The organism is Labedella phragmitis (assembly GCF_004078635.1).
GTDB lineage: Bacteria > Actinomycetota > Actinomycetes > Actinomycetales > Microbacteriaceae > Labedella > Labedella phragmitis.
Genome location: NZ_RZNB01000001.1, coordinates 96,755 through 122,231 on the forward strand (window position 1 = coordinate 96,755; position 25,477 = coordinate 122,231).

At 69.4% G+C, this 25,477-nt stretch carries 24 protein-coding genes; 9 read left to right on the forward strand and 15 right to left on the reverse strand.

From position 1 onward, the window contains the following. Positions 1-34: 34 nt before the first annotated feature. Entirely contained in the window at positions 35-1,468 is a 1,434-nt protein-coding gene (gene argG, locus ELQ90_RS00495; RefSeq protein ID WP_128493319.1) for an argininosuccinate synthase, read from the forward strand. 130 nt (positions 1,469-1,598) lie between these two features. On the opposite strand, the gene ELQ90_RS00500 is transcribed toward argG, so the two are convergent. The 3 genes from ELQ90_RS00500 to ELQ90_RS00510 form a co-directional block, all read right to left on the reverse strand. After that, entirely contained in the window at positions 1,599-2,219 is a 621-nt protein-coding gene (locus ELQ90_RS00500) for a dihydrofolate reductase family protein (RefSeq protein ID WP_128493320.1), read from the reverse strand. Then, complete coding sequence (locus ELQ90_RS16760) at positions 2,219-2,716, reverse strand: SRPBCC family protein (RefSeq protein ID WP_208020532.1); 498 nt, start codon at positions 2,714-2,716, stop codon at positions 2,219-2,221. Before ELQ90_RS16760 ends, ELQ90_RS00500 begins: the two co-directional genes overlap by 1 nt. Positions 2,717-2,844: 128 nt before the next feature. Continuing rightward, on the reverse strand, positions 2,845-3,522 hold the full coding sequence (locus ELQ90_RS00510; protein ID WP_243695940.1) for a nucleoside/nucleotide kinase family protein: 678 nt from the start codon (positions 3,520-3,522) through the stop codon (positions 2,845-2,847). A 396-nt stretch (positions 3,523-3,918) separates the two neighbouring features. On the opposite strand from ELQ90_RS00510, the gene ELQ90_RS00515 reads away from it, so the two are divergent. After that, positions 3,919-4,446 (forward strand): SRPBCC domain-containing protein, encoded by a 528-nt coding sequence (locus ELQ90_RS00515; protein ID WP_128493321.1) that lies wholly within the window; start codon positions 3,919-3,921, stop codon positions 4,444-4,446. Positions 4,447-4,473: 27 nt separating this feature from the next. Here ELQ90_RS00515 and ELQ90_RS00520 read toward each other — a convergent pair whose 3' ends face one another. Together ELQ90_RS00520 and ELQ90_RS00525 are read right to left on the reverse strand one after the other, a co-directional pair. Next, positions 4,474-4,899: a YchJ family protein gene (locus ELQ90_RS00520; RefSeq protein ID WP_128493322.1), complete on the reverse strand. Its 426-nt coding sequence runs from the start codon at positions 4,897-4,899 to the stop codon at positions 4,474-4,476. Between the two features lie 29 nt (positions 4,900-4,928). Further along, a complete protein-coding gene (locus ELQ90_RS00525; protein WP_128493323.1) occupies positions 4,929-5,219 on the reverse strand; it encodes a hypothetical protein in 291 nt (96 codons plus the stop codon). Between the two features lie 32 nt (positions 5,220-5,251). On the opposite strand from ELQ90_RS00525, the gene ELQ90_RS00530 reads away from it, so the two are divergent. Then, on the forward strand, positions 5,252-6,793 hold the full coding sequence (locus ELQ90_RS00530) for an MFS transporter (RefSeq protein WP_243695941.1): 1,542 nt from the start codon (positions 5,252-5,254) through the stop codon (positions 6,791-6,793). A gap of 13 nt (positions 6,794-6,806) precedes the next feature. On the opposite strand, the gene ELQ90_RS00535 is transcribed toward ELQ90_RS00530, so the two are convergent. From ELQ90_RS00535 to ELQ90_RS00550, 4 genes are all read right to left on the reverse strand, one after another. Next, a complete protein-coding gene (locus ELQ90_RS00535) occupies positions 6,807-7,481 on the reverse strand; it encodes a DUF6766 family protein (protein WP_128493324.1) in 675 nt (224 codons plus the stop codon). Between the two features lie 92 nt (positions 7,482-7,573). After that, positions 7,574-7,897 carry a hypothetical protein gene (locus tag ELQ90_RS00540; protein WP_128493325.1) on the reverse strand — a complete coding sequence of 108 codons (324 nt, stop codon included), beginning with the start codon at positions 7,895-7,897 and terminating at the stop codon, positions 7,574-7,576. Positions 7,898-7,956: 59 nt separating this feature from the next. Continuing rightward, positions 7,957-9,201, reverse strand: a complete 1,245-nt coding sequence (locus ELQ90_RS00545; RefSeq protein WP_166408738.1) for an MFS transporter — start codon at positions 9,199-9,201, stop codon at positions 7,957-7,959. Further along, positions 9,195-10,217: an aldo/keto reductase gene (locus ELQ90_RS00550; RefSeq protein ID WP_128493327.1), complete on the reverse strand. Its 1,023-nt coding sequence runs from the start codon at positions 10,215-10,217 to the stop codon at positions 9,195-9,197. The genes ELQ90_RS00545 and ELQ90_RS00550 overlap by 7 nt, the downstream gene beginning before the upstream one ends. Before the next feature lie 330 nt (positions 10,218-10,547). Between ELQ90_RS00550 and ELQ90_RS00555 the strand changes: the two genes are divergently transcribed. Continuing rightward, positions 10,548-10,766 carry a hypothetical protein gene (locus tag ELQ90_RS00555; protein ID WP_128493328.1) on the forward strand — a complete coding sequence of 73 codons (219 nt, stop codon included), beginning with the start codon at positions 10,548-10,550 and terminating at the stop codon, positions 10,764-10,766. Then, positions 10,721-13,021 (forward strand): nuclease-related domain-containing DEAD/DEAH box helicase, encoded by a 2,301-nt coding sequence (locus ELQ90_RS00560; RefSeq protein WP_243695942.1) that lies wholly within the window; start codon positions 10,721-10,723, stop codon positions 13,019-13,021. Before ELQ90_RS00555 ends, ELQ90_RS00560 begins: the two co-directional genes overlap by 46 nt. On the opposite strand, the gene ELQ90_RS00565 is transcribed toward ELQ90_RS00560, so the two are convergent. From ELQ90_RS00565 to ELQ90_RS00575, 3 genes are all read right to left on the reverse strand, one after another. Beyond that, positions 13,011-16,634 carry a TM0106 family RecB-like putative nuclease gene (locus tag ELQ90_RS00565; protein ID WP_128493329.1) on the reverse strand — a complete coding sequence of 1,208 codons (3,624 nt, stop codon included), beginning with the start codon at positions 16,632-16,634 and terminating at the stop codon, positions 13,011-13,013. The genes ELQ90_RS00560 and ELQ90_RS00565 overlap by 11 nt on opposite strands. A gap of 125 nt (positions 16,635-16,759) precedes the next feature. Then, positions 16,760-17,872, reverse strand: a complete 1,113-nt coding sequence (locus ELQ90_RS00570) for an NAD(P)-binding domain-containing protein (protein WP_128493330.1) — start codon at positions 17,870-17,872, stop codon at positions 16,760-16,762. Then, positions 17,865-18,356 (reverse strand): MarR family winged helix-turn-helix transcriptional regulator, encoded by a 492-nt coding sequence (locus ELQ90_RS00575; RefSeq protein ID WP_128493331.1) that lies wholly within the window; start codon positions 18,354-18,356, stop codon positions 17,865-17,867. Before ELQ90_RS00575 ends, ELQ90_RS00570 begins: the two co-directional genes overlap by 8 nt. Before the next feature lie 69 nt (positions 18,357-18,425). Here ELQ90_RS00575 and ELQ90_RS00580 point away from each other — a divergent pair, with 69 nt between their 5' ends. Continuing rightward, positions 18,426-19,478: an LLM class flavin-dependent oxidoreductase gene (locus tag ELQ90_RS00580; protein ID WP_128493332.1), complete on the forward strand. Its 1,053-nt coding sequence runs from the start codon at positions 18,426-18,428 to the stop codon at positions 19,476-19,478. Continuing rightward, on the forward strand, positions 19,475-20,182 hold the full coding sequence (locus tag ELQ90_RS00585; RefSeq protein ID WP_128493333.1) for an NADPH-dependent F420 reductase: 708 nt from the start codon (positions 19,475-19,477) through the stop codon (positions 20,180-20,182). Before ELQ90_RS00580 ends, ELQ90_RS00585 begins: the two co-directional genes overlap by 4 nt. A gap of 25 nt (positions 20,183-20,207) precedes the next feature. Here the strand turns inward: ELQ90_RS00585 and ELQ90_RS00590 are convergent, their stop codons facing one another. Beyond that, complete coding sequence (locus ELQ90_RS00590; protein ID WP_128493334.1) at positions 20,208-20,768, reverse strand: DEAD/DEAH box helicase family protein; 561 nt, start codon at positions 20,766-20,768, stop codon at positions 20,208-20,210. A gap of 87 nt (positions 20,769-20,855) precedes the next feature. Between ELQ90_RS00590 and ELQ90_RS00595 the strand changes: the two genes are divergently transcribed. Next, complete coding sequence (locus ELQ90_RS00595; RefSeq protein WP_128493335.1) at positions 20,856-22,247, forward strand: ATP-binding protein; 1,392 nt, start codon at positions 20,856-20,858, stop codon at positions 22,245-22,247. Positions 22,248-22,250: 3 nt separating this feature from the next. Further along, on the forward strand, positions 22,251-23,825 hold the full coding sequence (locus tag ELQ90_RS00600) for a tetratricopeptide repeat protein (RefSeq protein WP_128493336.1): 1,575 nt from the start codon (positions 22,251-22,253) through the stop codon (positions 23,823-23,825). 15 nt (positions 23,826-23,840) lie between these two features. Here the strand turns inward: ELQ90_RS00600 and ELQ90_RS00605 are convergent, their stop codons facing one another. Beyond that, positions 23,841-24,311, reverse strand: coding sequence for a MarR family winged helix-turn-helix transcriptional regulator (locus ELQ90_RS00605; protein ID WP_128493337.1), 471 nt, complete (start codon positions 24,309-24,311; stop codon positions 23,841-23,843). 60 nt (positions 24,312-24,371) lie between these two features. Continuing rightward, a complete protein-coding gene (locus ELQ90_RS00610) occupies positions 24,372-25,421 on the reverse strand; it encodes an SDR family oxidoreductase (RefSeq protein WP_128493338.1) in 1,050 nt (349 codons plus the stop codon). Positions 25,422-25,477: the final 56 nt, after the last annotated feature.

Consider the following 25,477-nt stretch of genomic DNA (forward strand, 5'->3'; position numbering starts at 1 on the left):
GAGGAGGGGGCTCGCTCTCCCGTAAACTCGTCTCGTGTCCAAGGTCTTGAGCAGTCTCCCCGTCGGTGAACGAGTCGGCATCGCATTCTCGGGGGGGCTCGACACCTCCTGCGCTGTCGCCTGGATGCGCGAGAAGGGCGCGGTGCCCTGCACGTACACGGCGGACATCGGTCAGTACGACGAGCCCGACATCGCCTCGGTCCCCGGTCGCGCCACCGAGTACGGTGCCGAGATCGCGCGGCTCGTCGATGCCAAGAGCGCTCTCGTCGAGGAAGGCCTCGTCGCCCTCCAGTGCGGCGCGTTCCACATCCGCTCGGGCGGGAAGACCTACTTCAACACCACGCCCCTCGGCCGCGCCGTCACGGGCACGATGCTCGTGCGCGCCATGAAGGAGGACGGTGTCGACATCTGGGGCGACGGCTCCACCTACAAGGGCAACGACATCGAGCGGTTCTACCGCTACGGCCTCCTCGCCAACCCGCGCCTGCGCATCTACAAGCCGTGGCTCGACGCGGACTTCGTCACCGAGCTGGGCGGCCGCACCGAGATGAGCGAATGGCTCGTCGCGCGCGGCTTCCCCTACCGCGACGCCACCGAGAAGGCGTACAGCACCGACGCCAACATCTGGGGCGCGACGCACGAGGCGAAGTTGCTCGAGGAGCTCAGCTCCGGTCTCGACCTCGTCGAACCGATCATGGGCGTCGCCGCGTGGCGAGACGACGTCGACGTCGCGACCGAGGTCGTCTCCGTCCGCTTCGAGGCCGGGAGGCCCGTCGCGATCAACGGCACCGAGTTCGAGGACGCCGTGCAGCTCGTGCTCGAGGCCAACGCGATCGGTGGCCGACACGGCCTCGGCGTCTCCGACCAGATCGAGAACCGCATCATCGAGGCGAAGAGCCGCGGCATCTACGAGGCCCCCGGCATGGCGCTGCTGCACATCGCCTACGAACGCCTCCTCAACGCCATCCACAACGAGGACACCGTCGCGAACTACCACGCGGAGGGCCGCCGCCTGGGTCGCCTCATGTACGAGGGACGCTGGCTCGACCCGCAGTCGCTCATGCTGCGCGAGTCGATCCAGCGCTGGGTCGGCTCCGCCGTCACGGGAGAGGTCACGCTCCGCCTCCGTCGCGGCGACGACTACACGATCCTCGACACCACGGGCCCGTCGCTCAGCTACCACCCCGACAAGCTCTCGATGGAGCGCGTCGGCGACTCGGCGTTCGGTCCCGGCGACCGGATCGGACAGCTGACGATGCGCAATCTCGACATCGCCGACTCGCGCGCCCGACTCGAGCAGTACGCGGCGTCCGGCATCATCGGCGGAGCGACGGCGGAGCTCGTCGGCAGCCTCGAGGCGGGCCACGCCGAGGAGATCGTCGAGTCCGACGAGTCGGCCGCCGGTGCGCTCGAGCGCGCGACGGACGCCGCGTCCGAGAGCGCGGCGTTCGACTCCGGCACGGACTGACGAACAGCACGCGCATAAGCGCGCTCATCGTCGTCGCCCATCGGGACCGCGACTCGCTCACCCATCACGCTACGTAACGTCGGAAGAGATCCGTCGAGGTGCTGACGTGGTGCTCTCTTTTCTGCCGCGATTACCGCGCATGCACCGCGTAATAGAGGTGGGTCGTCTTCGGCGACGGTTCCGCGCGGACCAGGTCGAGCGCCACTCGACCCGCTTCCACGCCTCGGAACAACCGGATTCCCGAGCCAAATAGCACGGGCGAGAGCGCCACGTGGAACTCATCGACCAAGGCGGCATTGAGATACTGCACAATGGTCTCTCCGCCGCCCGAGACGCGGACGTCTCGATCACCGGCTGCATCCCTGGCCTGCCGGAGCGCGGACTCGATGCCGTCGTTCACGAAGTGGAAAGTGGTCCCACCCTGCCGCACCCAGGGGGCACGCTTTTCGTGCGTCACAACGAACACAGGCGTGTGAAACGGTGGATCCTCGGGCCACATCTGCTCGCCCGCGTCGAACATGCGCTTGCCCATCACACTTGCACCGGTGCGCTCGAACGTCTCCCGCACGATGTCATTATCGCGCCCTTCCTCTCCGCCCGTTCCGAGCTTGAGATTCTCGCGGAAGAACCGTTGCCGAAAGACCCAGTGCTGCAGTTCCATCCACTGCTGCCCCATCAGTTCCTCAGGCGAATCGGGCGCGATGAACCCGTCGAGGGACATCGAGACGCTGAAGAAGACTGTTCCGGCCATCAGTCGATTGCTCCGGTCCGAACGAGCTCTGCGACGTAGTCGGCCAGGTTACCCAGGGTCTGCCGGCCACCCTCGATCGCGCCGTGCTTTTCGATCGCTTCGTCGCGGAGTTCCGTAGTGGGGAACACCGTACGCATCTCGATCCGAGTCGCATCGCCGTCCGATTCGAACGTGAGGACCGACCCGAACGCATTCGGGTCCCCGCGATGCTCACCATGGAGCATTGCCGCGTTGAAGACGTCTGATGTCGTCGCTGCTCGAGCCATGACAACAACATATACCCATATCGGTACGTGTGCAAGATCGGCTCGTGCGCGTTGGATCGATCGGCGACATTCAACAACTCCGGCACACCCACTTGCGGTCGCGACCGATGTCGACGACGTACGAAGCGCGGCGTGACCGCCTTCGTGCGGGACTCGGAGGGCGGCGACGACGACCGCGTCGCCCGCGACGTCGATGCGGCGGCCGCAGAGATCGCCGCCGCGATTCGTCACGCTGCCTGAGGTCGGTGACCCCGACGCTCCCCGAGCCCGTCGAAGGGAAACCGACCACGAACCCCAGCGACGCGTTCAGCAGAGTCAGCGATCCGACGGGGCGGCGGAGCGGGCGGCGGAGGCGGCGGTCAGAGACGGAGGAGCGCGTCCGCTCGGTGCGCCGACGCGGCGATGAGGCGCGCGTTCGCCTCGTCGGGACCGAGGCTCCATGCGCGAGCCTCCTCCGGGGACTTCCCGAACGCGACGTGGCGCGCGATGAGTCGCTCCAGTCGGACGTCCTCGTCGACGTCGAGGTGGTACCGCACGTCGGTCACGCGGTCCAGCTCGTTCCACGGCTCCACGTCGAGGAGGAGGTAGTTGCCCTCCGTGAGGACGACGCGGGCGGACGGGGGAACCGCGATCGCCTGGGCGTACGACTCCTCGATCTCCCGGACGAATCGCGGCGCGTAGACCACGTCCCTCCCCGCGGCGCGGCAGCGGGCGAGAAGGGCGACATACCCGGCCGCGTCGAACGTGTCGGGGGCGCCCTTCCGGTCCCGCCGTCCGAGGGCCTGCAACTGCTCGTCGGCGAGGTGGAAACCGTCCATCGGCACGAGGGCGGCCTCCGTGCCGAGACGATCGATCACCGCGGCGGCGGCCGTCGACTTCCCGGAACCAGGAGCCCCGGCGATGCCGACGACGATTCGGGCGCCCGCCGCGGCCTCAGCGCGTGCCTCGATGTCCGCCACGAGAGCGTCCAGACCGGCGATCACGGGCTGGTCGCGCCCGGTCTCCGCCGACGCCCCCGTCACTCGGTCAACCGACACGCTCGCCCTCTCCCCGTCGCCACTCACGGGTCACGACGCTACGCGACCGCGCGCCCGGACGCACTCGTGGCGCGTGCGTTAGCCGACGACCGACCGGAACGCACCCCCTGCAAATGGGGGCGTGACACCACTCTCCGGTCGGTATCGAATGGAGGAGAGTCCTCGCGGATCTCGTTCGGCCACTGTCCGCGAGTGGTTCGGGGGGTGCGACAGGCGCACGACGGACGCTGGACCGACACGGCGTCCGTTGCGTCGTGCCCGCCCCGACTCCCCGGGTACCCCTCGTCACGCGACCCGCTTTCCTCTGTCCGGCGGGGTGGTCCCGGGCGTACGATGTGGGCGTCCGCATCGACGCGGATCGGTCCTCATCCCGACGCACCACAAGCGGAGGCCCTCATGAGTCCTCGTCCCACCGGTCACATTCGCCGCAGCACCGACGGTTACGACGTCGCGATCTCCCGCGAGTTCACCGACTCCCCCGCCGCCGTCTGGCGAGACGTGACCGCCTCCGACCGGACGGCACTGTGGTTCGGCCCGTGGGAGGGCGACGGGCGCGTCGGCGAGATCGTCGCGGTACGTCTCGCTTTCGAGGACGGCACACCGACGAGTGAGCTGCGCATCGACGCGTGCGAGCCGGAACGGCGCCTCGCCGTCACGATGCTCGACGACTACGGCGAGTGGCGACTCGAGCTCCTCATCGACGCCCCGTCCGGCGACGCCGACCCCACCCGCTTGACCCTCGTCCAGCACCTCGGAACGGACCGGGAGGCCGTCGCCGACATGGTCGCGAGCATCGGCCCCGGTTGGGAGTACTACCTCGACATGCTCGTCGCAGCGCGGTCGGGCCGTGCCCTCCCCGAGTTCGACGACTACTACCCGGCGCAGTCCTCGTACTACGCCGGACAGATCACGCAGATCCACTGACCCGCTGGCGCAGTGCCATCGGCGGGGTCAGTCGTCGACGACGCCGCTCACGTAGAACCAGCGGCCGTCCTCGCGCACGAATCGGCTGTTCTCGTGCTGCACGCCGCGGCCATCCGGAGTGCGGAAGATCGCCTCGAACTCGACCGTGCCATCGGCGTCGAAGGGACCGCCCCCGGAGCGGCCGAGGATCAGGAGCCGCTGCCAGCGCACGTCGGCGTCGAGGTGCAGCCGCGGGGGCCGCGTCGTCGGGTGCCACGTCGCGAGCAGGTAGCGCGCGTCGTGGAGAACGAACGCGGTGAAGCGCGAGCGCATGAGGCGCTCGGCGGTCGGCGCCACCGCCTCGCCCCGGTGCAGCGGACCACAGCACCGCCCGTAGGGGTCGCCGCTCCCGCACGGGCAGCGGTCGTCGTCGGAGAGCGTCACGCGCGTCTCTCCCGGATCCTTCGTGACCATTCCCCGCACGCTACCAGCGGCACGGCCCGTCAGCCGACCCGGCGCCACGTCCCGCCGTCGCGCTCCGTGACCGTGGAGTACGTGATGTGCGCCACCCGATCGGTCGAGGCGACGACGTGCCGCGCCACCTGCAGGGCGAGCTCCGGGTCGTCGGCCGTGAACCGCACGACGAGTCGCGCCTCCCCGCGCGTCACGTCGACAGTCGAGGACTCGAGCACGGCGATCTCGGCGGCGGCATCGGCCGCCGTCGGCTGCACCTGTTCGGGCGAGGATCCCGGCCTCAGCATCCCGATGGTCATCGTCACGCGGTAGGAGGGCACCGCTCGACGCTAGCCCATAGGCTCGAACCACTGTGAGCACTCCCGATCCGTCCCCCGCCTCCCACGCGCCCCGATCCGGCGACGGCCACGTCCTTCCCCGCGGCATCCTGGCGGGCGGGCTCGCCCTCACCACCATCGGCACGTGCGCGCTCATCACCCTCTCCGCGTTCGAGTCGCTCGCCGTCACGACCGTCATGCCGGTCGTGAGCGACGAACTCGACGGAGCCGCGCTCTACTCGCTCGCCTTCGCCGCTCCCGTCGCCTCGAGCGTCGTCGGCATGGTGGGTGCGGGGATCTGGGCGGATCGCCGCGGGCCCTCGCGACCACTCATCGCCGCGGTCCTCGTCTTCACGGTGGGTCTCATCATCGCGGGTTTCGCCCAGGGCATGCCCATGCTCGTCGCCGGCCGCTTCGTGCAGGGCTTCGGGTCCGGCGCGATGACCGTGGCGATCTACGTGCTCGTCGCGAAGCTGTACCCGCCGCCTCTGCACCCGAAGATCTTCGCCGCGTATGCCGCCGCGTGGGTCGTCCCCTCGATGGTCGGACCGCTCGTCGCGGGCATCGTCGCCGACACGGTCGGGTGGCGGTGGGTCTTCCTCGGCGTCGTCGCGCTCGTCGCGGTCGCGCTCGTGCTCGTCGCGCCGGCCTTGCGATCGCTCGCCCCCGCGGGAGACGAATCGTCGGAGCGCGACGACGTGATCACATCGACTCCACCGGGCGACGTGCGGCGCCTCGGCGACTCGACGCGACTCGCCCTCGGCGCGGCCGTCGCGGTCGCCGTCGTGAGCCTCAGTCTCAGCAGCGAACTCCCCGGGGCCGTGCGCTGGGTCGCGGGCGCCGTAGCGCTCGTCGTCATCGCGCTGCTCGTCCACCGGCTGCTGCCGCGCGGCACCTTCACGGCTCGACGCGGACTCCCCGCCGCCGTCCTCCTCCGCGGCCTCATCGCCGCCGCGTTCTTCGCCGCCGAGGTCTATCTGCCCCTCCTCCTGCACGACCGGTACGGCCTGCCGCCGTGGCTGTCGGGCGTCACGCTCACGGCCGGCGCCATCGCCTGGGCCAGCGGTTCCGCGATTCAGGGCCGAGCGGGCGACGGCACTCCTCACCGGGTCTTCATGCGCGCCGGTGGTGTCTTCCTCTTCGTCGGAACCGTCGTGCAGGTCGCCACGGCCGCGTTCTCGCTGCACCCGATCGTCGCCGTCGTCGGCTGGTTCCTCGCGGGCGGGGGGATGGGCCTCATGTTCCCGCGCATCACGACGATCGTCCTCGCCTCGTCGGAACGCGGCGAGGAGGGGCGCAACACCTCGGCCCTCTCCCTCTCGGAAGCCGTCGGCGCGAGCGTGTCGCTCGCGCTGTCGGGGCTCGTCTTCACTCTCGTGACATCGCTGTCGGCGGTGGGCTCGGTCGTGAGCGCCGGCGCGGTCGCGGGCGAGTGGGTCATCGACTCGGGACAGCCGGTCGCGCCCTTCGTCGCGACGCTCGGCTACACGGCGGTCGTGGCGCTCCTTGCGCTCGCGGTGTCGTTCGTCGTGGGGATTCCGACGCGAGGAGCAGAGGGGTCACCGCGCGACCGGTAGTCCGCCTCGGCCCTCACCCCTCGGCGGAGGTCTCGTCGTGCGCAGTGCCGACGGGCTTCGATTCGGGCGACCCTCGCTGCCGCAGGTAGATCGAGAAAGCGATCATGCTCCCGACGGCGAGGAACTCCGACTGCCAGTTCTGCAGCGTGCGGTTCCAGAAGTCCGGCGAGACCACGTACTCGGCCCACGACACCGCCGCTTCGCCGTGCTCGACCTGCTCGTCACTGAAGGACGCGGCGCCCGCGACCGACTGCGCCGCCCACGAGAGCACGAAGATAGCGCCCATGACGATGAGCAGCGAGTTGGAGTAGACGACCGTCCGCCATCCGCCGACCCGAGCCCAGCGAGGCGAGTCCGACTCGGCACCGCCGCGGATGTCCTGCTCCTCGTCTGACTCGATGCCCTCCTGGCCGGGCTGCTTCGACTCCGTCGAGCCCTTCTGCACGAGCCAGATGGTCGCGAGGATCAGCAGGAAGAACTGGAGGTACTCGGACTGCCAGTTCTCGGCGACATCCACCACGAAGTCGGACGACGTGACGAATTCGATGTACGAGACGGGCGGGGCTCCATGGGACAGCTGGTCCTCGTTGTACGCGAGGAGACCGAAGACCGACTGGCCGATGAGCGCCGCGAGGAAGATCGCCAGGAAGAACAGGCTGAGCCCCTGCTCCTTGAGCCACCTCAAGATGCGAGATCCGAGAAGCCGACAGCGAGCATGTACACGAGTCCGACGACGATCAGGGCCGTCCAGGAGAAGAAGATGGTGCGACTGACCCGAGGCTAGGGCCTCGGGTCAGTCGTCGGAAAGGCTTGCACGCTCGTCCCGGCTTCCCAGGAGGGATCCCGGTCGACGGGTTCGGCGCCGACCCCGAAGAGCCTCCGCGCCGCCTCGATCTCGTCATCCGTCACGACATCGCCGACGACCCCGCTCACTTCGTCGCCGACGATGCCGGCCGCGGTCCTCGATCGTTCAGCGAGCCGACTCGCCCCTCGGGCCACGGATTCGCACAATCGAGCGATGGCCGACAGGATCACGACCCGCCAGGGAGCATTCCTCCGTTCGTCGGGGACGACGACGGGCGGGTCGGAAGCTTCGGACGGCATCAGATCACGGTATCAGCGCCTCACGTCCTCGCGGCCGCCGCCGGAACCTCGACGCGGAGTCAGCGGGAGTCGCCGTTGTCGACGTCCTCGGGGTTGGGCAACGTCGTGAGGAAGCGGAAGAACACGATGGCCGCGAGAGTCGCCGCCCCACCGCCGACGATGAACGGCACGGTCAGATCGATACGACCGAGCGCACCGCCGATGAGCGACCCCAGCGGCATCGATCCCCACAGCACCGTGCGCCACGATCCGTGCACGCGCCCGAGCAACCGGCTCGGGATGACACTCTGCCGCAGCGACATGACGTGCACGTTCCATACGAGGATCGCCGCTGATGTCACGAAGTAGCCGACGCCCGCGGCCCAGAGCGTGGGGACGAGGCCCACGAAGACGAAGCCGAGCGTCGCCACGATGTTCGCGACGGCCATCGTGAGCCCTGCACCCCAGCGTTCCTTGAGGCGCTGCGCGACCATGCTGCCGAGGATGCCGCCCACCGCTCCCGTGAGCATGAAGAGCCCGAACAGGGCTTCGGGGAGCGCCAGCCGGTCGAGGAGGTACAGGACGAAGCTCGCTGTCGCGGCCGAGACGCACAGGCCGATGAAGGTGCTGAGGCCGAGCAGTGTCGTGAGCATGCGACTCGCGAAGATGAAGCGGAAGCCGTCTGCGAACTGCCGGTGCCACTGCACCCGATCCACCGCTTCACCACTGAGGTGCGTGCCCGCCGCGGCCGTGGGCAGGAGCACCGCGAGGACGACGGCGCCCGCGTAGACCACGATGTTGGCGCCGAGCGGGATGAGGACCGACACCGCGAAGAGCACCGACGTGAACGGACCGGAGAGGAAGTTCTGCACGACGAGCTCGCCCGCCTCGATGCGCGAGTTCGCTCGCGGGAGCTCCGTGCGGGTGACCACACTCGGCACGATCGCGCGGATCGCCCCGTCGTAGATGGTCTCGCCGATGCCGTAGAGGAAGATGATCGCGTACAGCCACCAGATCGTGAGCGACCCTGTGGCCGAGAGCATGAGGAGCACACCGGCGAGCGCCGCTCGGCCTCCGTTCGCGAGCGCGAGGGCCGTGCGCCGGTCGATCCGGTCCACGATGATGCCGGCGGGCACTGCGAAGAGCAGCCATGGCAGCATCGCGAGCGCCGCGATCCCGGAGACGAGCAGCGGATCGTCGGTGAGACGAACCGCGAGGAGTGGAGCGGCCGTGCGTGCGATGCCGTCGCCGAGACTCGAGGCGAGGTTCGACGTGAAGAGGTTGCCGAACGCCGGGCCCAGTCTCCGGCGCCCGCCCGCTACCACCGGTGGTGGATGGCCGCGCGGAAGTATCGGTCGTACAGGTCGCGGACCGACGACTGGAAGCCGTCGCTCAGCGGTGGGACGTCGCCCGCTGCGGCGTTCGCCGCGGCTTGCTCGACCGAGCGGGCACCCGGGATGACCGTGCTGACGCCGGGCTGCTGCGCGACCCACGCGAGCGCGACCTGCGCCGTGCTGAACTCGCCGGAGTCGGGCTCGCCGTCGGGACCCGCGAGGGGTTCGCCTGCGACGAGGGCCGCGAAGTCCTGCGCCGCCGCGACACCCGTCTCGAAGTCGACGCCCGCGAACGTCTCGCCCACGTCGAACGCGCCACCCGAGCGGTTGTAGGTGCGGTGGTCGTTCTCCGCGAACGTCGTCTCGGTCGTGTACTTGCCGCTCAGCAGGCCGGAGGCGAGCGGGACGCGCGCGATGATGCCGACCCCGGCCTCCGCCGCGGCGGGCAGGACGCGGTCGAGCGGCTTGAGGCGGAAGGCGTTGAGGATGATCTGCACGGTGGCCGTACCCGGTCGGGCTATGGCGGCGAGCGCTTCCTCCGCGGTCTCGACGCTCACGCCGTAGTGGCGGATCGCGCCCTCGTCGACGAGGGTATCGAGCGCGTCGTAGACGGCGTCGTTCGAGAAGACGGGCGTGGGCGGGCAGTGCAACTGCACGAGGTCGAGGGTGTCGACGCCGAGGTTGCGGCGCGAGCGATCCGTCCAGGCACGGAAGTTCTCGAGCGTGTAGTTCTCCGGCACCTGATCGACGCGGCGGCCCATCTTCGTGGCGACCGTGAGGTCGACCCCGGGGTTCTGCGTGCGGTAGCGGCCGATGAGGCTCTCGCTGCGGCCGTCGCCGTAGACGTCGGCGGTGTCGAAGAACGTGACCCCCGCCTGGACCGACGCGTCGAGGACCGCGAGCGCGTCCGCCTCGGAGACGTCACCCCAGTCCGCTCCGAGCTGCCACGTACCGAGTCCGATGACCGAGACGGTCGCACCAGTGCGACCGAGAATGCGCTTCTCCATGTCCTCCAGCGTAGGCCGTGCCTCCGACACCCGACGACGGGTGGACACGTGGCGCCCGAGCCTGCCGAAGGTCACGGTCCCTGAGTCTTCCGAAGGGCACGGAACCGCAGACCCCCCGCGACCCGCTTCGACAAGCTCAGCGACCGATCGGGAACAGCGGACCGGTCATGCACGCGTCGCGGCCCAGCACGCCATGCGAGTTCGACGAGGCCGGGACGGCGTAGGAGGACTACGAACTCCGCGTGGTCCTCGATCCGGAGAAGGCGACGTGGAAGTTCCACGAGAAGTCATCGCGGTCGGAGGCCCACGCGAACGTCAAGGGCGTGGGGGATGTCGAAGTCCTGGCACAGTGGGCCGGGGAAGCGCATGTCCTTCCAACTCGGCGCGGCCGTTGAGACGCAGCAGACAGATCGCAACGGCACCCGAAACGGCCGCGTCTACGGCTGGGCGTTCACGACGGACGAGGTCAAGAAACCCGTGGCCACAGCGCTCGAGTCCGTCGGTTGGTCACCTGGCAACGGTTTCTTCTCGAGGCTGTTCGGCGGCTGAAGCCGGCGGGCAGGACACGGGGCGGATACCCCAATTCGGGTAGTCGCCTCTCCTGCGGCGAGCTTTCGGCCGCCTTTCCTCGGCAGGATGAGAGGAGTGATCGCTCAGAGGGGGAGGCTTCGATGTCGGCTGGGTATTCGGCGGGACAAGAGTCTGCTCGCCAGCGCAAGCTCGCGCTCGCTCACGATCGGGCTGCCGCCGAAGCTCGAGCAGCGGCGGGGCGTTACGGGGCTGCGGCAGTGTCTGAGCGTCGGGTAGCCGACGGCCTCTCCCGGCTTGCCGGTCGGGGCTACCACCTCCTGCCCGACAGGCAATGGCCTGGCAGTAGACGAGCTCAAGTCGATCTCGTCGTCGTGGGGCCGGGCGGCGTCTTCATCGTCGACACGAAGTGGTGGAAGGACTTCCAGGTCGTCCTCGGCAGATGCTTCCGCGATCAGGAGGACGTGACGGATGACGTCTTGCGGCTCGCCGATCTCGCGTTCGGCGCAGAAGCCGCACTGGCCACCGTCGGGCTCGCCCCCGGCGAGGTTCGTCCCATCATGGTGATGGCCGACCGCACGGGGATCCACCACTCGATCAGTACCGTCGACATCGTCGGTGAGGGGGACATCCTGCGTCACATCTCGCGTCGGGGGACCCGCCTGACCCCTGCACAGGTCGATGCGGTGCTCGCAGCGACGATGCTGCATTTCCCCGCGCTGGGTTCTGGCCTTCAGACCGATTCGGTGACCGCACAAGTACCTGAACCCGTCCTCGACTCACAGGACTTCGATGCACCACTGCTCGACGAAGACGAGGTCGATTCGGCTCTTCTCGAGGCAGCCCTGGCCCAGCCCATCGAACACTGGATGAGTTTCCTCCACCCGGATCAGGCGAAACTCGTTCGCCGGAGCTTCAACGGTCCTGCCCGAATCCGAGGCTCCGCAGGGACGGGGAAGACAGTCGTCGGCCTCCACCGTGCTGCATACCTTGCGCGCTCACGACCGGGAAAGGTGCTCGTCACGACGTATGTGCGAACGCTCCCGGTGGTCTTGCGGGCGAACTTCGCGCGCCTCGCCCCCGAACTCGTGGATCGCGTCGAGTTTTCAGGCGTCCATCAGTTCGCTCGTCGCATTCTGGACGAGCGCGGCATCGAGATCCGGCTCGATCCGGAAAAGGCGAAGGACGCCTTCGCCACTGCGTGGAGCACGGTCGGGCGAGGTGGCCCGCTCGCATCCCTGGACTCGAATTCGACGTACTGGAGCGAGGAGATCGAGTACGTCATCAAGGGACGCGGCCTCTCGACCTTTGATCAATACGCCGAATGCGCGCGGCCGGGTCGCCGCCGCAGGTTGACGCTCGACCAGCGGCGCGAGGTATGGCGGCTCTTCGTCGCCTACACCGATAATCTACGTCGCCTCGGAGTCGCCGACTTCCCCGACCTGATTCTCTTTGCGGCCGCCTCCCTTCGAAAGCAGCCCCTGACCGGCTACTCCTCGGTCATCGTCGAGGAGGCGCAAGACCTGTCGTGCGCGATGATCGGCATGCTGTATTCGCTGGTCGGGCCCGAGACAGACGGGTTCACTCTCATCGGCGACGGCCAGCAGAGCATCTACCCGGGTGGGTACACCCTGTCTGAAGTCGGCCTCTCGCTGCAGGGCCGGGGCGTCGTCATGGACGTCAACTACCGCAATACAGCCCAGATCGTCGACTTCGCCCAGTCGATGGTGCTCGGTGACGAGTTCACCGATATCGAAGGCATGCAGCAGCGCGCGGATCGCCCGACGACCGTCACCCGCAACGGAGAGGTTCCGAGCGTTGTTCGGTCGACGAGCGAGACCATCGAAGATGAGACGATTGTTTCGCGCATCCGGGCTCTGATCTCGCGGCCGGATGTGTCACTGGGGGACATCGGTGTCCTCACGCTCACGACCTGGCACGTCCGTGCAGTCCTCAGCGCTCTGAAGGCCGCTCGCATCCCGACGATCGAGTTGGAGAAATACGACGGGTCGTTCGTCGACGCTGTGAAGGTCGGCACGGTGAAACGGGCCAAGGGGCTCGAATTCAAGCAAGTGCTGCTCCCCCGCCTCAAGTCCCATCACCTTCCCGGCGCTGGCAGGCACATCTCCGCCACCCAATCCGAGTCGACTCGCGAGCGAGCCGAACGAGAACGGCGCGAGTTGTACGTCGCGATGACGCGGGCGCGGGACGGACTCTGGGTCGGCGTCGTGGGCACGCCCGCACCCGTCGATCGACCGCGACCGCTCAGTCGGTAATGGCGCTGTCGGTGACGTCACCGTCCGTGATGGCACTGTCCGTGGCGGTGCTGTCGCTGACGGCGCTGTCGAGGAGGCGGAGGAACGCACTCAGCTCCGTGAGGGCGGCGGGGGTGTGCGGGAGGTACTCGGTGAGCGCCGGGCTGTAGACGAGGAAAGCCGCCCACTTGGCCCGCGAGATCGCGACGTTGAGCCGGTTCTTCATGAGGAGGAAGGACATGCCGCGGGGCACCTCGGCGGGTGACGACGCCGCAAGCGACAGGACCGCGACCACGGCCTCCTGTCCCTGGAACTTGTCGACGGTTCCGACACGCACGTCGGGCAGTCCGGCCCGGCGCAGCGCCTCGTGCACCTCGCCGACGTGGGCGTTGTACGGGCAGACCACGATGATGTCGGACTGCGCGAGCGGGTGACGATCGAGCGGCGCCCCGTCGAGGATCGTGCCCGGATCGGTCCACTCGAGCCCGAGGGCCTGGTGAACGATGCGGACGACGGCGTCGGCCTCTTCCGGTGAGTGCGTCGCGTTGCCCTCGTGCTCGACGGGAACGACGTGCACTCCCGGGGCGAGTCCGTCGAGTCGGCGCTCGCGGGTGGCGGGAGCGGAGTGCAGCTGACCCGCATAGGAGAGGTCGGATACGGCGGCAGTGACCGCCGGATCCATCCGCCAGCTCTGTGCCAGGAAGTATCCGAGGTCGTGCGGGAGCACGTCCTCGCCGTCGGCGACGAAACCGAGAGCGGAGGTGTCGATGGGCTCGGGGTGGATGCCCTGCGTGACCTGTGGGAGCTGTTGGGGATCGCCCAGCAGGAGCAGGTTCTTGGCGGCGACGCTCGCGGCGATCGTGGGCGCGAGCGAGAACTGGCCGGCCTCCTCGACGACGAGCAGGTCGAGCTGCTCGCGGCCGAAGCGGTCGGTGTTGCTGAAGTCCCACGCCGTTCCGCCCATGACGTATCCGGTGCCGGCCGCGACGCGTTCGGCCGCGAACGCGGAATGCCCGTTCTTCGGCAGCACGGTGAAGGGGCGGTCGGCGTCGTCGGGGCCGACGCTCGCGCTCAGCGCCTTCGCGACGAGGGACGGGGCGAGTCCGTTGCGCACGAGACCGGACAGCAGGTTCTCCACCGCGGCGTGCGATTGGGCGACGACGCCGACGGCCCAGCGCCGCTCGCGAACGAGCTCGGCGATGACGTGGGTGGCGACGTACGTCTTGCCGGTGCCGGGCGGACCCTGGACTGCGACGTAGGAGCGATCGAGATCGAGGAGCGCGGCGACGACGTCCGGGATGGTGCGGGGCACGCCGTCTTCACCGAGCGAGTGCGGGAGCGGTCGGCCGCTGCGAGTTCGTGGCGGCGTGCGCCGGAGGATGTCGACCACCGGATCCGCCGGCCATGCAGCAGCCCCGACGGCGCCGCCCGATGCGGTGATCGCGTCGACGATGCGGTGACCCCAGTGCTCGATCGCCGTGGCCTGTGCTCCAGCGCGCGGCGGCGCCCCCGGAGTGAGCGCGACGGGGACGTCGTCGTACGGATCGCGCCCGCCGCGGAGGTTCTCGACGACGACGATCGTCCCCTCCTCGTCGTTCGCCTGCACCGAGACACCCGTCCACGATCGCGCGCCCTGGCTGGCCCCGGGGTTCGTGAACGGCGCAGGGTAGGCGTAGAGCGCGTTGAGTTCGCTGCCCGGCTTGAGCGAGCTGCCGGGAGCGAGCGTTCCGTGCAGGCGGAGGACGCGGCGGTCGGTGCGCTGGTTGCCCTCGCGGTACCAGTCGCGCACGACCTCGGCCGAGTCGACGATGAACACGTCGCGCACGTCCGCCCACTCGTCGAGGGGTGCGACGAGGCGGTCGAAGTGCTCTTGCCAGAACACCTTCTGCTCGCGCCGGTGGTAGTCGATGGCCGCGGCCGCCAGGGCGAGCGCGGCGTGGTCGACGTCGCGCTCGGGGTCGAGCGGGTCGCCTGCGAGTCGGCTCAACTCGTCGTGGAGCGGTGACGGCTCGGGCGCTTGCGGCTCGCCCGCCGTGGGGAGCGGCTGCCCTGGCTCGACCCCAACCTCGCGCGCGAGTGAGATCAGGTAGTCGCGCAGTCGGATGGTGGACACGCAGTCGTACCGGTTGTAGTCGCCGATCTCCGCGAGCTCCGCTTCGCCCTGGGCGCGGTCGGCCGGGTCGGGTGATGCGGAGAGTTCGCGCGCATGAACGTACGCCTCGATCGACGCGGCGCCGTCCTTCACGTCGCTCTCGCGGTGCTCGTCGCCCATGTACAGGGGCTCGAGCTTCTTGATGGAGTACGAACGCGACCCCACCCGGACCGAGGCTCGCACGATCGGGTAGAGATCGACGAGCACGCCGTCGCGCAGCAGCTGATCGACCTCCTCCTCGCCCGTGCCATGACGCGCCGCGAGCGCGAGCAGGTGCGTGCGCTCGTACGCCGCGTAGTGGTAGATGTGCATGCCGGGGAAGCGCGCGCGCCGCTCGGCGACCCAGTCGAGGAAGCCACGCAGCGCCGCCCGCTCGGCGGCGAAGTCGTGGGCCCACCAAGCGGTGAACTTTTCGTCGACGTCGACGAGCCCGAAGAGGTAGTCGAGCCCCCAGCGGGTGCCGACGGGGTGACCGGCGCTGCCTTCGGTGTAGAGGGGATCGCCCTCGAAGTCGAAGAAGATGTCACCGGCGTCGGGGACGGGGAGGTGCGCGATCGGGTCCGTGTCGATGAGCCGGACGGGAGGGACACCGCCGTCGACGGGCGCTTGCAGCTGCAGCTCGGCCTGCTCGCGCAGACCCTCGAGGGTCGCGGCGGCGATGCCGTCGACGGGCTCGGTCCGCTCCGCGAGCTCGTCGATCGTGGTGACGCCGGCCGCGCGGAGGCGCTCCCGCTGAGTGAGCCGCATTCGAGCCACGAGGAGGACGTCTCGCCGCTCCTGGATCTCACGCTCGCAATCCGCGCATCGGCCGTCGATCGTGTAGCGCGGGTCGTCCCACCGCACGGCTTCCGTGTCGTCGAGGCGCTCCTGCACGATGCGGACGAGGCGCTCACGGCGCCGCCGGTAGACCGGCAGGATGTCGGCGACGTGGTGCGTGCTGACGGTGCCGTCGCCGAGGATGACGTCGACCTCGTCGTCGACCGGGATGCCAGCGTTCGTGAGCTGCTCGACGTACGCCGCGAGCTGCAGGAGCGCGGTGACCTTGGCCGAGCGCGCGAGCTTCGTGTCTTGCACGCGGTAGCGCGCTGGCTTGTCCTCCGTTGCGGGCATGCGGATGATGAAGTCCGCGAAGCCGACGAAGGAGCCGTCGAAGAAGACGGCCTGGAAGACGAGCGGAGCGCCGTCTCGAAATGCCTGGATCGTGTCGCGGTGGGCCTGCTCCATGGCCGCGCGGTCGCGCACGTCCGGCCGGTCGAACTCGCGCACGGCGTCGCCGAACTCCGCCCGGTACTGCTCGAGCACCCGCAGTTCGTGCTCGTCGCCGAGCTTCGACGAGCGCGCGTACATCGGGTCGTCCTCGACCGTCGCCTCGACCCGCCCGAGCTTCGCGTCGATCGACCGCAGGAACGCGAATTCGCACGTCGACGCCGCCGTGAGATCGCTCGCGCTCGTGATCGGCGTCGTGCCGTCGAGAAGATACATGCAGTCGGGTCCGATCGTCGGGAGGGGGTGCGGTTCGAGGCTAACCGCCACCACCGACGTCGTGACCGTCCGCAGGAGGTCTGCGGACGGAACAAGACCGCAGGAGCGAGCGGACGACTACGCACTCACGCGTCGGCGCTCTTCGTCTCCTCGCTCAGCACCGTGCGGAGCAGTGTCGCCACGGCCTCGCGGCCGGCGCGGTTCGCCCCCACCGTCGATTGCGACGGGCCGAACCCGATGAGGTGCACACGCGGCTCGCTCGCGACCCGTGTGCCCTCGAGGGGGATGCCTCCGAGCGGTCCGCGGAGGTCGAGCGGCTCGAGGTGCGCGATCGCCGCCTTGAAGCCCGTCGCCCAGAGGATCGCGTCGACGGGCGTGAACGACCCGTCGGCTTCGCGAACGCCGGTCGGCTCGATCTCCCTGAACATCGGGCGCCGTTCGAGGGCGCCGCGATCCCGAGCGGCAATCGCATAGCTCGTCCACCCGAGCCCCGTGTACGAGACGACGCTGCCGGTCGGACGCCCCGCCTCAACGTCGGCGACGACCTTCTCGATCGTCGATCGGCCCGTCGTCTCCGGCTGGAAACCGTTCTCGAGGAACACGGGTTCCCGACGCGTGTACCAGAAGGTCGTCGCGACCCGGGAGATCTCCTCGAGCTGCTGCACGGCCGAGATGCCACCACCGACGATCGCGACGCGTTGTCCGGCGAATTCCTCGTTCGACACGTAGTCGTGCGTGTGCAGCTGCCGACCGCGGAAGGACTCGGCGCCGGGATAGTGCGGGAGCACGGGGTTCGTCCACGTCCCGGTCGCGTTGATGACGGCCCGCGTCCGCCAGAGGCCGTCGGACGTGTCGACGAGGAGGTCACCCTCCGGGTCGTCGTCGTCACGACGCACGGCGGTCACCTGCACGGGACGCAGGATCGGGAAGCCGAACTCCCTCTCGTAGGCGGCGAAGTACCCCGGAACGGCATCCCGCGAGGAGTCCGTCGCTCGGATCGGCGGCTTCGGCATGCCGGGCAGGTCGAAGATGCCGTTCACGGTGGCCATCCGCAACGACTCCCACCGGTGTTGCCAGGCACCGCCAGGAGCGGCGTCGGCGTCGAGGACGACGAAGGTGCGCGCACCCGCCGGATCATCGAGGGCGGAGGAGAACCCGCGGCGCCGCAAGTGGTACGCGCCGGACAACCCCGCTTGCCCGGCTCCGATGACGACGACCGTGGCCGCGCGCTCAGTCATCCTGCGACGCGTTCCCGCCCGTCGAGCGCACATGCCGGCGCAACGCGGCGGACACCGCACGGACACCCTCGAGTTCGCCGTCGTCGAGCGCGTCGACGAAGAGGCGGCGGATCACCCGGAAGTGAGCGGCGGACGCCGTGCGGAACAGGCTCGAGCCCTCGGCCGTGATCGCGATCCACGCCCCGCGATTGTCCTCGCCGCAACGGTCGCGAGCGACGAGACCGCGCTTCTCCATCCGACCGAGGTGATGGGAGAGGCGACTCCGCTCCCACCCGATGTCATCGGCGAGGGCAGACGACCGCAAGCGGTGGCCGTCCGCCTCCGAGAGCGCGAGCAGCACGGAGTAGTCGCCGGACGAGACGCCAGACTGGTCCTGCATCGCCGACGACACGGCTCGCCGCATCTCCTCCGCCGCCTCGATGTACTCGCGCCAGGCCGCGAGCTCGGTGCTCGTGGGCGTCTTACGGGTGCCACTCGTCGTCATCGGTCCTCCTGGTTGACATGTCAATCATAAGAGAGTAGTAATTGACGCGTCAACTAAAAGGAGCCCGTCATGAACACCGTCCAGTTCGGTCTCGACACCTTCGGCGACGTCCCCACCCGGGACGACGGCGAGGTCATGAGCTACCCGGAAGCGATCCGCCAGGTCGTCGACGAGGCCGTCGTCGCGGACGAGCTCGGCGTCGACGTCATCGCCCTCGGCGAGCACCACCGCCCCGAGTACGCCGTCTCGAGCCCCGACACGGTGCTCGCCGGCATCGCGGGCAAGACGTCCCGCATCCGCCTCGGGTCGGGCGTCACGGTCCTCAGTTCCGACGACCCGGTGCGCGTTTTCCAGCGCTTCGCGACGGTCGACGCCCTGTCGAACGGTCGCGCCGAGGTCATCCTCGGCCGGGGCTCCTTCACCGAATCCTTCCCGCTCTTCGGCTACGACCTCGCCGACTACGACGTGCTCTTCGACGAGAAGATCGCGCTGTTCGCCGAACTGTTGACGGAGAAGCCGGTCACGTGGAGCGGCACGACCCGCGCGGCTCTCGACAACGCCGACGTGTTCCCGAAGACGGCGAACGGTCTCGCGACGTGGGTCGGCGTGGGCGGCTCCCCCCAGTCGGTCATCCGCACGGCCCAGTACGGACTCCCGCTCATGCTCGCGATCATCGGCGGTCAGCCGGAGCGCTTCCTCCCCTACATGGACCTCTACCGCCGCGCGGCCGACCAGCTCGGCACCACGGCGCACCCGATCGGTGTGCACTCCCCGGGCTTCGTCGCCGACACCGACGAGGAGGCCGCCGAGATCGTGTGGCCGCACATGAAGGTCATCCGCGACCGGATCGGCGCGCTGCGCGGGTGGCCGCCCATCCAGCGCCACGAGTTCCAGGCGGAGATCGAGCACGGCTCGCAGTACATCGGTTCACCGGAGACGGTGGCGCGGAAGATCGCGAAGACGGTGTCGAGCCTCGGCGTCGGTCGGTTCGACCTCATCTACACGTCGGGAACCGTGCCCGCGAGCGCGCGGTTGCGCAACGTGGAGCTCTACGGAAGTAAGGTGCTGCCCATGGTCAAGGACATCCTCGCGGACTCGACGAACGGGACGGTGGCGGCATGAGCGGCGCTATGGCGAAGCGACTCACGATCGGCATCCTCGGCTCCGGGAAGGTGGGGACGGTACTCGCGCGGCTCGCTCTCGCGGCCGGTCACCGTGTGCTCATCTCCGGTTCGGGTGACCCGGCGAAGATCCGCCTCATCGTGGGCGTCCTCGCTCCGGGAGCCGAAGCGGTCTGGAGCGCCGAGGCTGCGCGCGACGCCGACATCGTGGTGCTCGCGCTGCCGCTCGGCAAGCTCGAGAGCGTCCCCGTCGCCGAGCTCGACGGGAAGGTCGTCGTCGACGCGATGAACTACTGGTGGGAGGTCGACGGCATCCGCGAGGACCTCACAGATCCCCGCGTCTCGACGAGCGAACGCGTGCAGGCGTTCCTGCCCGGATCCCGGGTCGTGAAGGCGTTCAACCACATGGGCTACCACGACCTCGACGAGGGCCCGCGGCCCGTCGGCGCCGTCGACCGCAAGGCGATCGCCGTCGCGGGAGACGACGCCGAGGCCGTCGCCTCCGTGAGCCGACTCGTCGACGACCTCGGTTTCGCCGTCGTGTCGGCCGGCTCCCTCCGGGACAGCATCCGGCTCGAGCCGCACGCCGAGGCGTTCGGCGCGAACGAGGACGCCGGGACGCTCGCCGACATGATGGCGCGCTTCGACGAGACGGAACGGGGCCGGGCTGTCGCCGCCGCACGCGGGGCGGATGCGTCCGTGTAGCGGTGGCGGGGGCGGACGTGCAGTGTCAGGGTGCTCGGCGGGCCCCGCCGCCCACCAGCGCCTCCAGCGTGGCCAGCCGTTCGGCGGGCGCTCCCGCGATCTCCGCCACGATCAGGTCGTCATCGATGATGTCAGGGTCGTCGAGGAGGTCCAAGAGCACGTCGTTCGTAGCATCGCGCAGCTCGAGGTGTTCATCGGCACCGACACGGATCGGGTCGCCGGTCGTCAGCGGCAGCACCACCAGGAGGTCGACCGCCCGGAGCGCCTCGGCGGTTCGAGCAGTCGCCCGCTCGAGGAACGCGTCGTCGAGGGGACGGCCGGCGAGGTCGGCCTGAGCCAGGAGATAGGCGAGGAAGTCAAGAGGGCCACGCTCTGCGATGAGCATCTCGTCGACGGGCTCAGTCGTGAGCCGGTCTGCGGCGATGCGCAGTTGCGACGCGAACAGCGCAGCGGACGGCATGTCGCCGCTCTCGTCGAGAAGCTCGAACGGGTCGGGCAGCACCGTGAACTCCGGGTGCCTCACCGCGAAGTCGGAGATGAGCGTGCTCTTTCCGCTTGCATGGGTTCCCGAGACGACGATGCGCACGCCGTGAGGATACCGTGGCCCGGCGACCACGACGAGTCCCGCCAGCTCACACTGTGGGCCTTCCGTCGTCGTCGCTAGGCTTGACGCATGAGTGACGCCCTCTTCCAGAGCCTCTTCGCCGCTCTGGAGGCGAGCCCGACGAACGTCGAGTTACGGGTGCAGGTCGCCCAGCTGCTGCTCGACCGCGGTCGCCTCGACGACGCCGTGACGCAGGCCGCCACCGTGCTCACGCACGAGCCGGGCAACCCGGAGGCGATGCGGGTCCTGACGGCGGCCACGGCGGCGATGCGTTCCCCGGGCACCACGACCGCGGCCGGAACGCCCGATGGTTCCCGGCCGTCTCCGGACGACGTCGACTCCGGCGGTGCTCCGCGCGACGAGTTCAGCACCGGACAGAGCTCCGGCGACCTCGATGTGAGGGACGGCGGCAGCACGAACAGCGCCGCCACGGACGCCCCCGGCGGCTTCGACTGGACCGCCGCCGAGAGCGATCTCGGGTCCTCCGCCGTGCCCCCGCCCTACGTCTCCTCACCGGCTGCCGCCGCCGACGGCGACCCGGCGATCATCACCCCGGGCGGCGACGAGGCCGCACCCGTCGTCGACGAGTACCGCGATCGCGTCACGCTCGCGGACGTCGGCGGCCTCGAAGCCGTCAAGCAGCGCTTGCGCGAGAGCTTCCTCGAACCGATGCGCCACCCGGAGCTCGCGAAGGCGTTCGGCAAGACGCTCCGCGGCGGCCTCGTGCTCTACGGCCCTCCCGGCTGCGGCAAGACGTTCATGGCGCGGGCGATCGCGGGCGAACTCGGCGCCCGCTTCCTCACCGCGAGCCTCGCCGACATCCTCGGGTCGCACTTCGGCGAGACCGAGAAGAACCTGCGCGCGCTGTTCGAGCACGCGCGGAGCCTCACTCCCGCCGTGCTCTTCCTCGACGAGATCGACGCGATCGGCGCCAAGCGGTCGAGCATCGGCACCGGCTGGTCGGGCATGCGCGCCATGGTCGACCAACTGCTCATGGAGCTCGACTCGATGACGGCCGACAACGACGGCCTCTTCGTCCTCGCCGCGACGAACAGCCCGTGGGAGGTCGACCCCGCGCTCCTGCGCCCCGGGCGCTTCGACCGCATGCTGCTCGTGCTGCCGCCCGACGAGCCCGCGCGGGAGGCGATCCTCCGCATGCACCTCGACCGGCGCCCGGTCGCGGGCATCGACCTCGGCGAACTCGTGCGCAGCACCGACGGCTTCTCGGGTGCCGATCTCGAGCACCTCGTCTCCTCCGCGGCCGAGCAGGCGATGCTGCGCTCCATCCAGACGGGCGAGGTGCAGCCGATCGGGATGACCGAACTCCGCCACGTGCTGCGCGAGGTGAAGCCGTCGACGGGCGCCTGGCTCGCCGGGGCGAAGAACGTCGTCACGTTCGCGAACACGGACGGACGCTACGACGACCTCGCGGCGTTCCTCGAGTCGCGCGGCATCCGCTAGCCGGTGGCCGACCCGGTCGAGGGCGTCGTCTACCGCGCCGAATCGTTCCTCGCGGTCGGTCAGGTCGACCGTGCGGAGACACTGCTCCGCGACGAACTCACGCAGCGGCCGGACGACGCCCTGCTTCTCCTCAGCCTGGCGAAGGTCTTCGAGTCGCGGCAGCAGTGGCACGAGGTCGTCCGGACCGCCACGGCGGCACTCGAGGCCAATCCGCAGTCCCTCAACGCGCGCATGTCGATCGCCTGGGCGGCGTACAGCCTGCGCGACTTCGACCTCATGAAGCAGCACCTCGACGTCGTGCTCGCCCATCGCCCCGAACAACCGACGGCGCTCATGTACCTCGCCCTGCACGGCTCTCGGGATCGATCGGCCGCAGGGAAGGCGCGGACGCGGGAGCTCTACCGGCTGTCGTTGCAGCACGCCGGAGGCGACCCCTGGTACACGATGATGGCGGCCCGGATCGAGATCTGGCTCGCCAACTCCTCCGAGGCCCGCCGACTCGTCGATGACGCCCTCGCGCAGAATCCCACCGATTCGGAACTCCTGGAGTTGAAGACGGAGCTCGCGTCGACGTCGATCGACGAGTCGATGAACATCGTGGGCGGGCTGCTGGCGAGCTCGCCGGCGGATCCCGCACTGCGTGCGCGGTTCGACACCCTCGTCGCCGCGCGCCGACGGGCCGTCACCACGATGCTGTGGCTCGCGCCCGCACTCGTCGGCCTCACGATCGCCTTCCTCGGCGGACCGTTCCGCACGGGCGCGCTCGTCGCGATCGGCGCCGCCTCCTTCACCGTCTGGGGGATCCGGAACGCGTCGATCCAGGCGCTGCCTCCGGCCTATCGAGCGGATATCGCGTCGAAAGTCGGATGGCGCGCCGCCGTCCGGCTCGGTGGACGCACGTCCGCGTTGTCGACGTTCCTGGGCGCGATCCTGCTCGCGTTCGAGGTCGTGCCGGGCGCATGGTTGCTCGTACTCGCGGCGGGAGGGTGGACCGTCGTCCGACTCGCGAGCATGCGCCAGGAGCGACGCCTCGCCAGCCGAGCGGACGCCGATCTCGCCGCCGTGAAACCGGGAACGGTGTCCGACGACGGATCGGGCCTCGGCCCCGCCGGTCGCTCTCTCGGCGATCTGCGGTGGCGCCATGCGGTCCTCACCCCACCTCTCCTCATCCCGTTCTGCATCGTGGGACTGATTCCGGCGGGGTCGTTCGACGAGGGCGACGCGGGTCGAGCGGCCGTCGGGATGATCGCCGCGATCGTCGGCATCACCGCTCTCGTCGGTGTCGCCCCGTGGGTGCGCGAGCATGGAAAGCCGAGCGTGACCGGATGGCGCCTCGTCCGGCTCTCGATCCCCACCGTCTTGCTGACGGTCGTGTTCCTCGTCGGGCTCGCGAACCTCGTGTCCGTGGCGAGCGGCTCGGCGAGCGGACGGCCGGCCCCGATCGACGACGAACCGTCCGCCCCCGCGACGATCCCGCCGGGCTACTTCGACGACCTCGAATCCCCCGCCCCGATCCCGAGGTTCACGATCCCCGAGTTCGATCTCCCCTCGATCCCTCCCGTGGCTCCGGAGGGCTGACCCCGCCGCGCGTCCTCAGGTCACTTCGCGGCGGGTAGCCGAACGTGGTGGCGAGGCGCGGAGGTGTTCACCGACGCGTCCGAGGATGCGCGCGAGGTCGGCTGCGTCCTCGTCCGTGAGGGGGTCGAAGAGGACACCGTGGACGGTGGCGATGTGTCCGGGAAACTCGGCGGCGAGCACGTCGGGGCCCGCCGCGGTGATCGACACGACAGTGCTGCGCTCGTCCTCCGGCGAGGGGGAGCGCACGACGAGCCCGCGTTGCTCGAGCGATTGCGCCTGGTACGTCAGGCCGCTCCGACTGTAGACGACCCCGTCGGCGAGATCCGTCATCCGATGGTGGCCGTCGGGCGCGTCTCCGAGCCGCGCGAGGAGCTGGAACTGCACGTAGCTCACAAGCTCGAGGCCGGTCAGCGGGTCCTCATCGTCGGCGTCGGCGGCGTCGGCGGTAAGTACGCCATTCGGCTCGCCAAGCCTGCCGGCGTGCACGTCATCGACGCCCTGCGCGGGCGGGTAGGGAGCTCGTCGGAAGATCCCCGGGCGTGACCGTCACGGGATGAGTCGCTGGTCCCGCATGTCCTGGAAGATGCTGAGGAACATCGCCTCGGTGTCGACGTACTCGTGGAAACCCGCTCGTCTGGACTTCGACGTGTCGGCGATGACGTCGTAATCCCAACCGAAGACGAAGTCCCCGAACTGCCAGGACGACACGTCGCCGTACGGCGTGGGACGGAGCCCGTAGCGCTCGACCATCGAATCCCACAGGGGCGCCTTGTCGGCCATGACCTCGGTGAGGCTCATCGGCAGCGGCGGTGCGACCTCGAGGTCGAAGAAGGCCGCGATACGCGGCCACATCCGCGACCAGCGGAAGAGGTCGCCGTTGGTGATGTTGTAGGCCTCGTTCCGGCCGGCCGGGTCGGTGGCGGCCCATGTCGTGGCCTTCGCGAGGAGGTCGGCATCGGTCATCTCGATGAGGCTCGTGTAGGCACCGGGCCGACCGGGGAACCGCAACGGGATGCCGAGCTCTTTGCTGATCGAGGCGTAGACGGCGATCACCATCGCGAGGTTCATCGGATTGCCGAGACCGACGCCCGCGACGACGGAGGGGCGCAAGGCCGACCACGTCCAGGACGCGCCGACCTGGCGGTGCTCGAGGAACCGCTGCTGGTCGACGTTGAACTCCGGCGGCATGTGCGGCGGGTCGCTCTCCTTCGCCGGCGTCGAGAACGGGCCGAGGTGCGCTCCGTAGACCTTGTATCCCTGCATCAGGCTGATGTGCTCGAGCCGCGGGGCGATCGGTTCGATCGCGTCCACGACGTTGACGAGCATCGCGAGGTTGGGAGGTACGAGTTCCGCCCAGCTCGGTCGGTCCTGGTAGGCGGCGTAGAAGATGTGGGTGACGTCGATCAGACCCGAGAGAGTCGCCGCCGTCTCGTCACGGTCGAGGAGGTCCACGGCGAGGTGACGCACGGCGCCATCATCCTCGCCACCCCGCCGCGAGAGTCCGACGACGCTCCAGCCACCCTCACGCTCGAGGTGCGCGATCAGGTTGCCTCCGATCACTCCTCGAGCGCCGACCACGAGTGCTGTCCTGTCCATTCGTCCTCCATCGTTAAATCGCGTTTTTACGATGTACTGTCTAGCACGCATCGGTA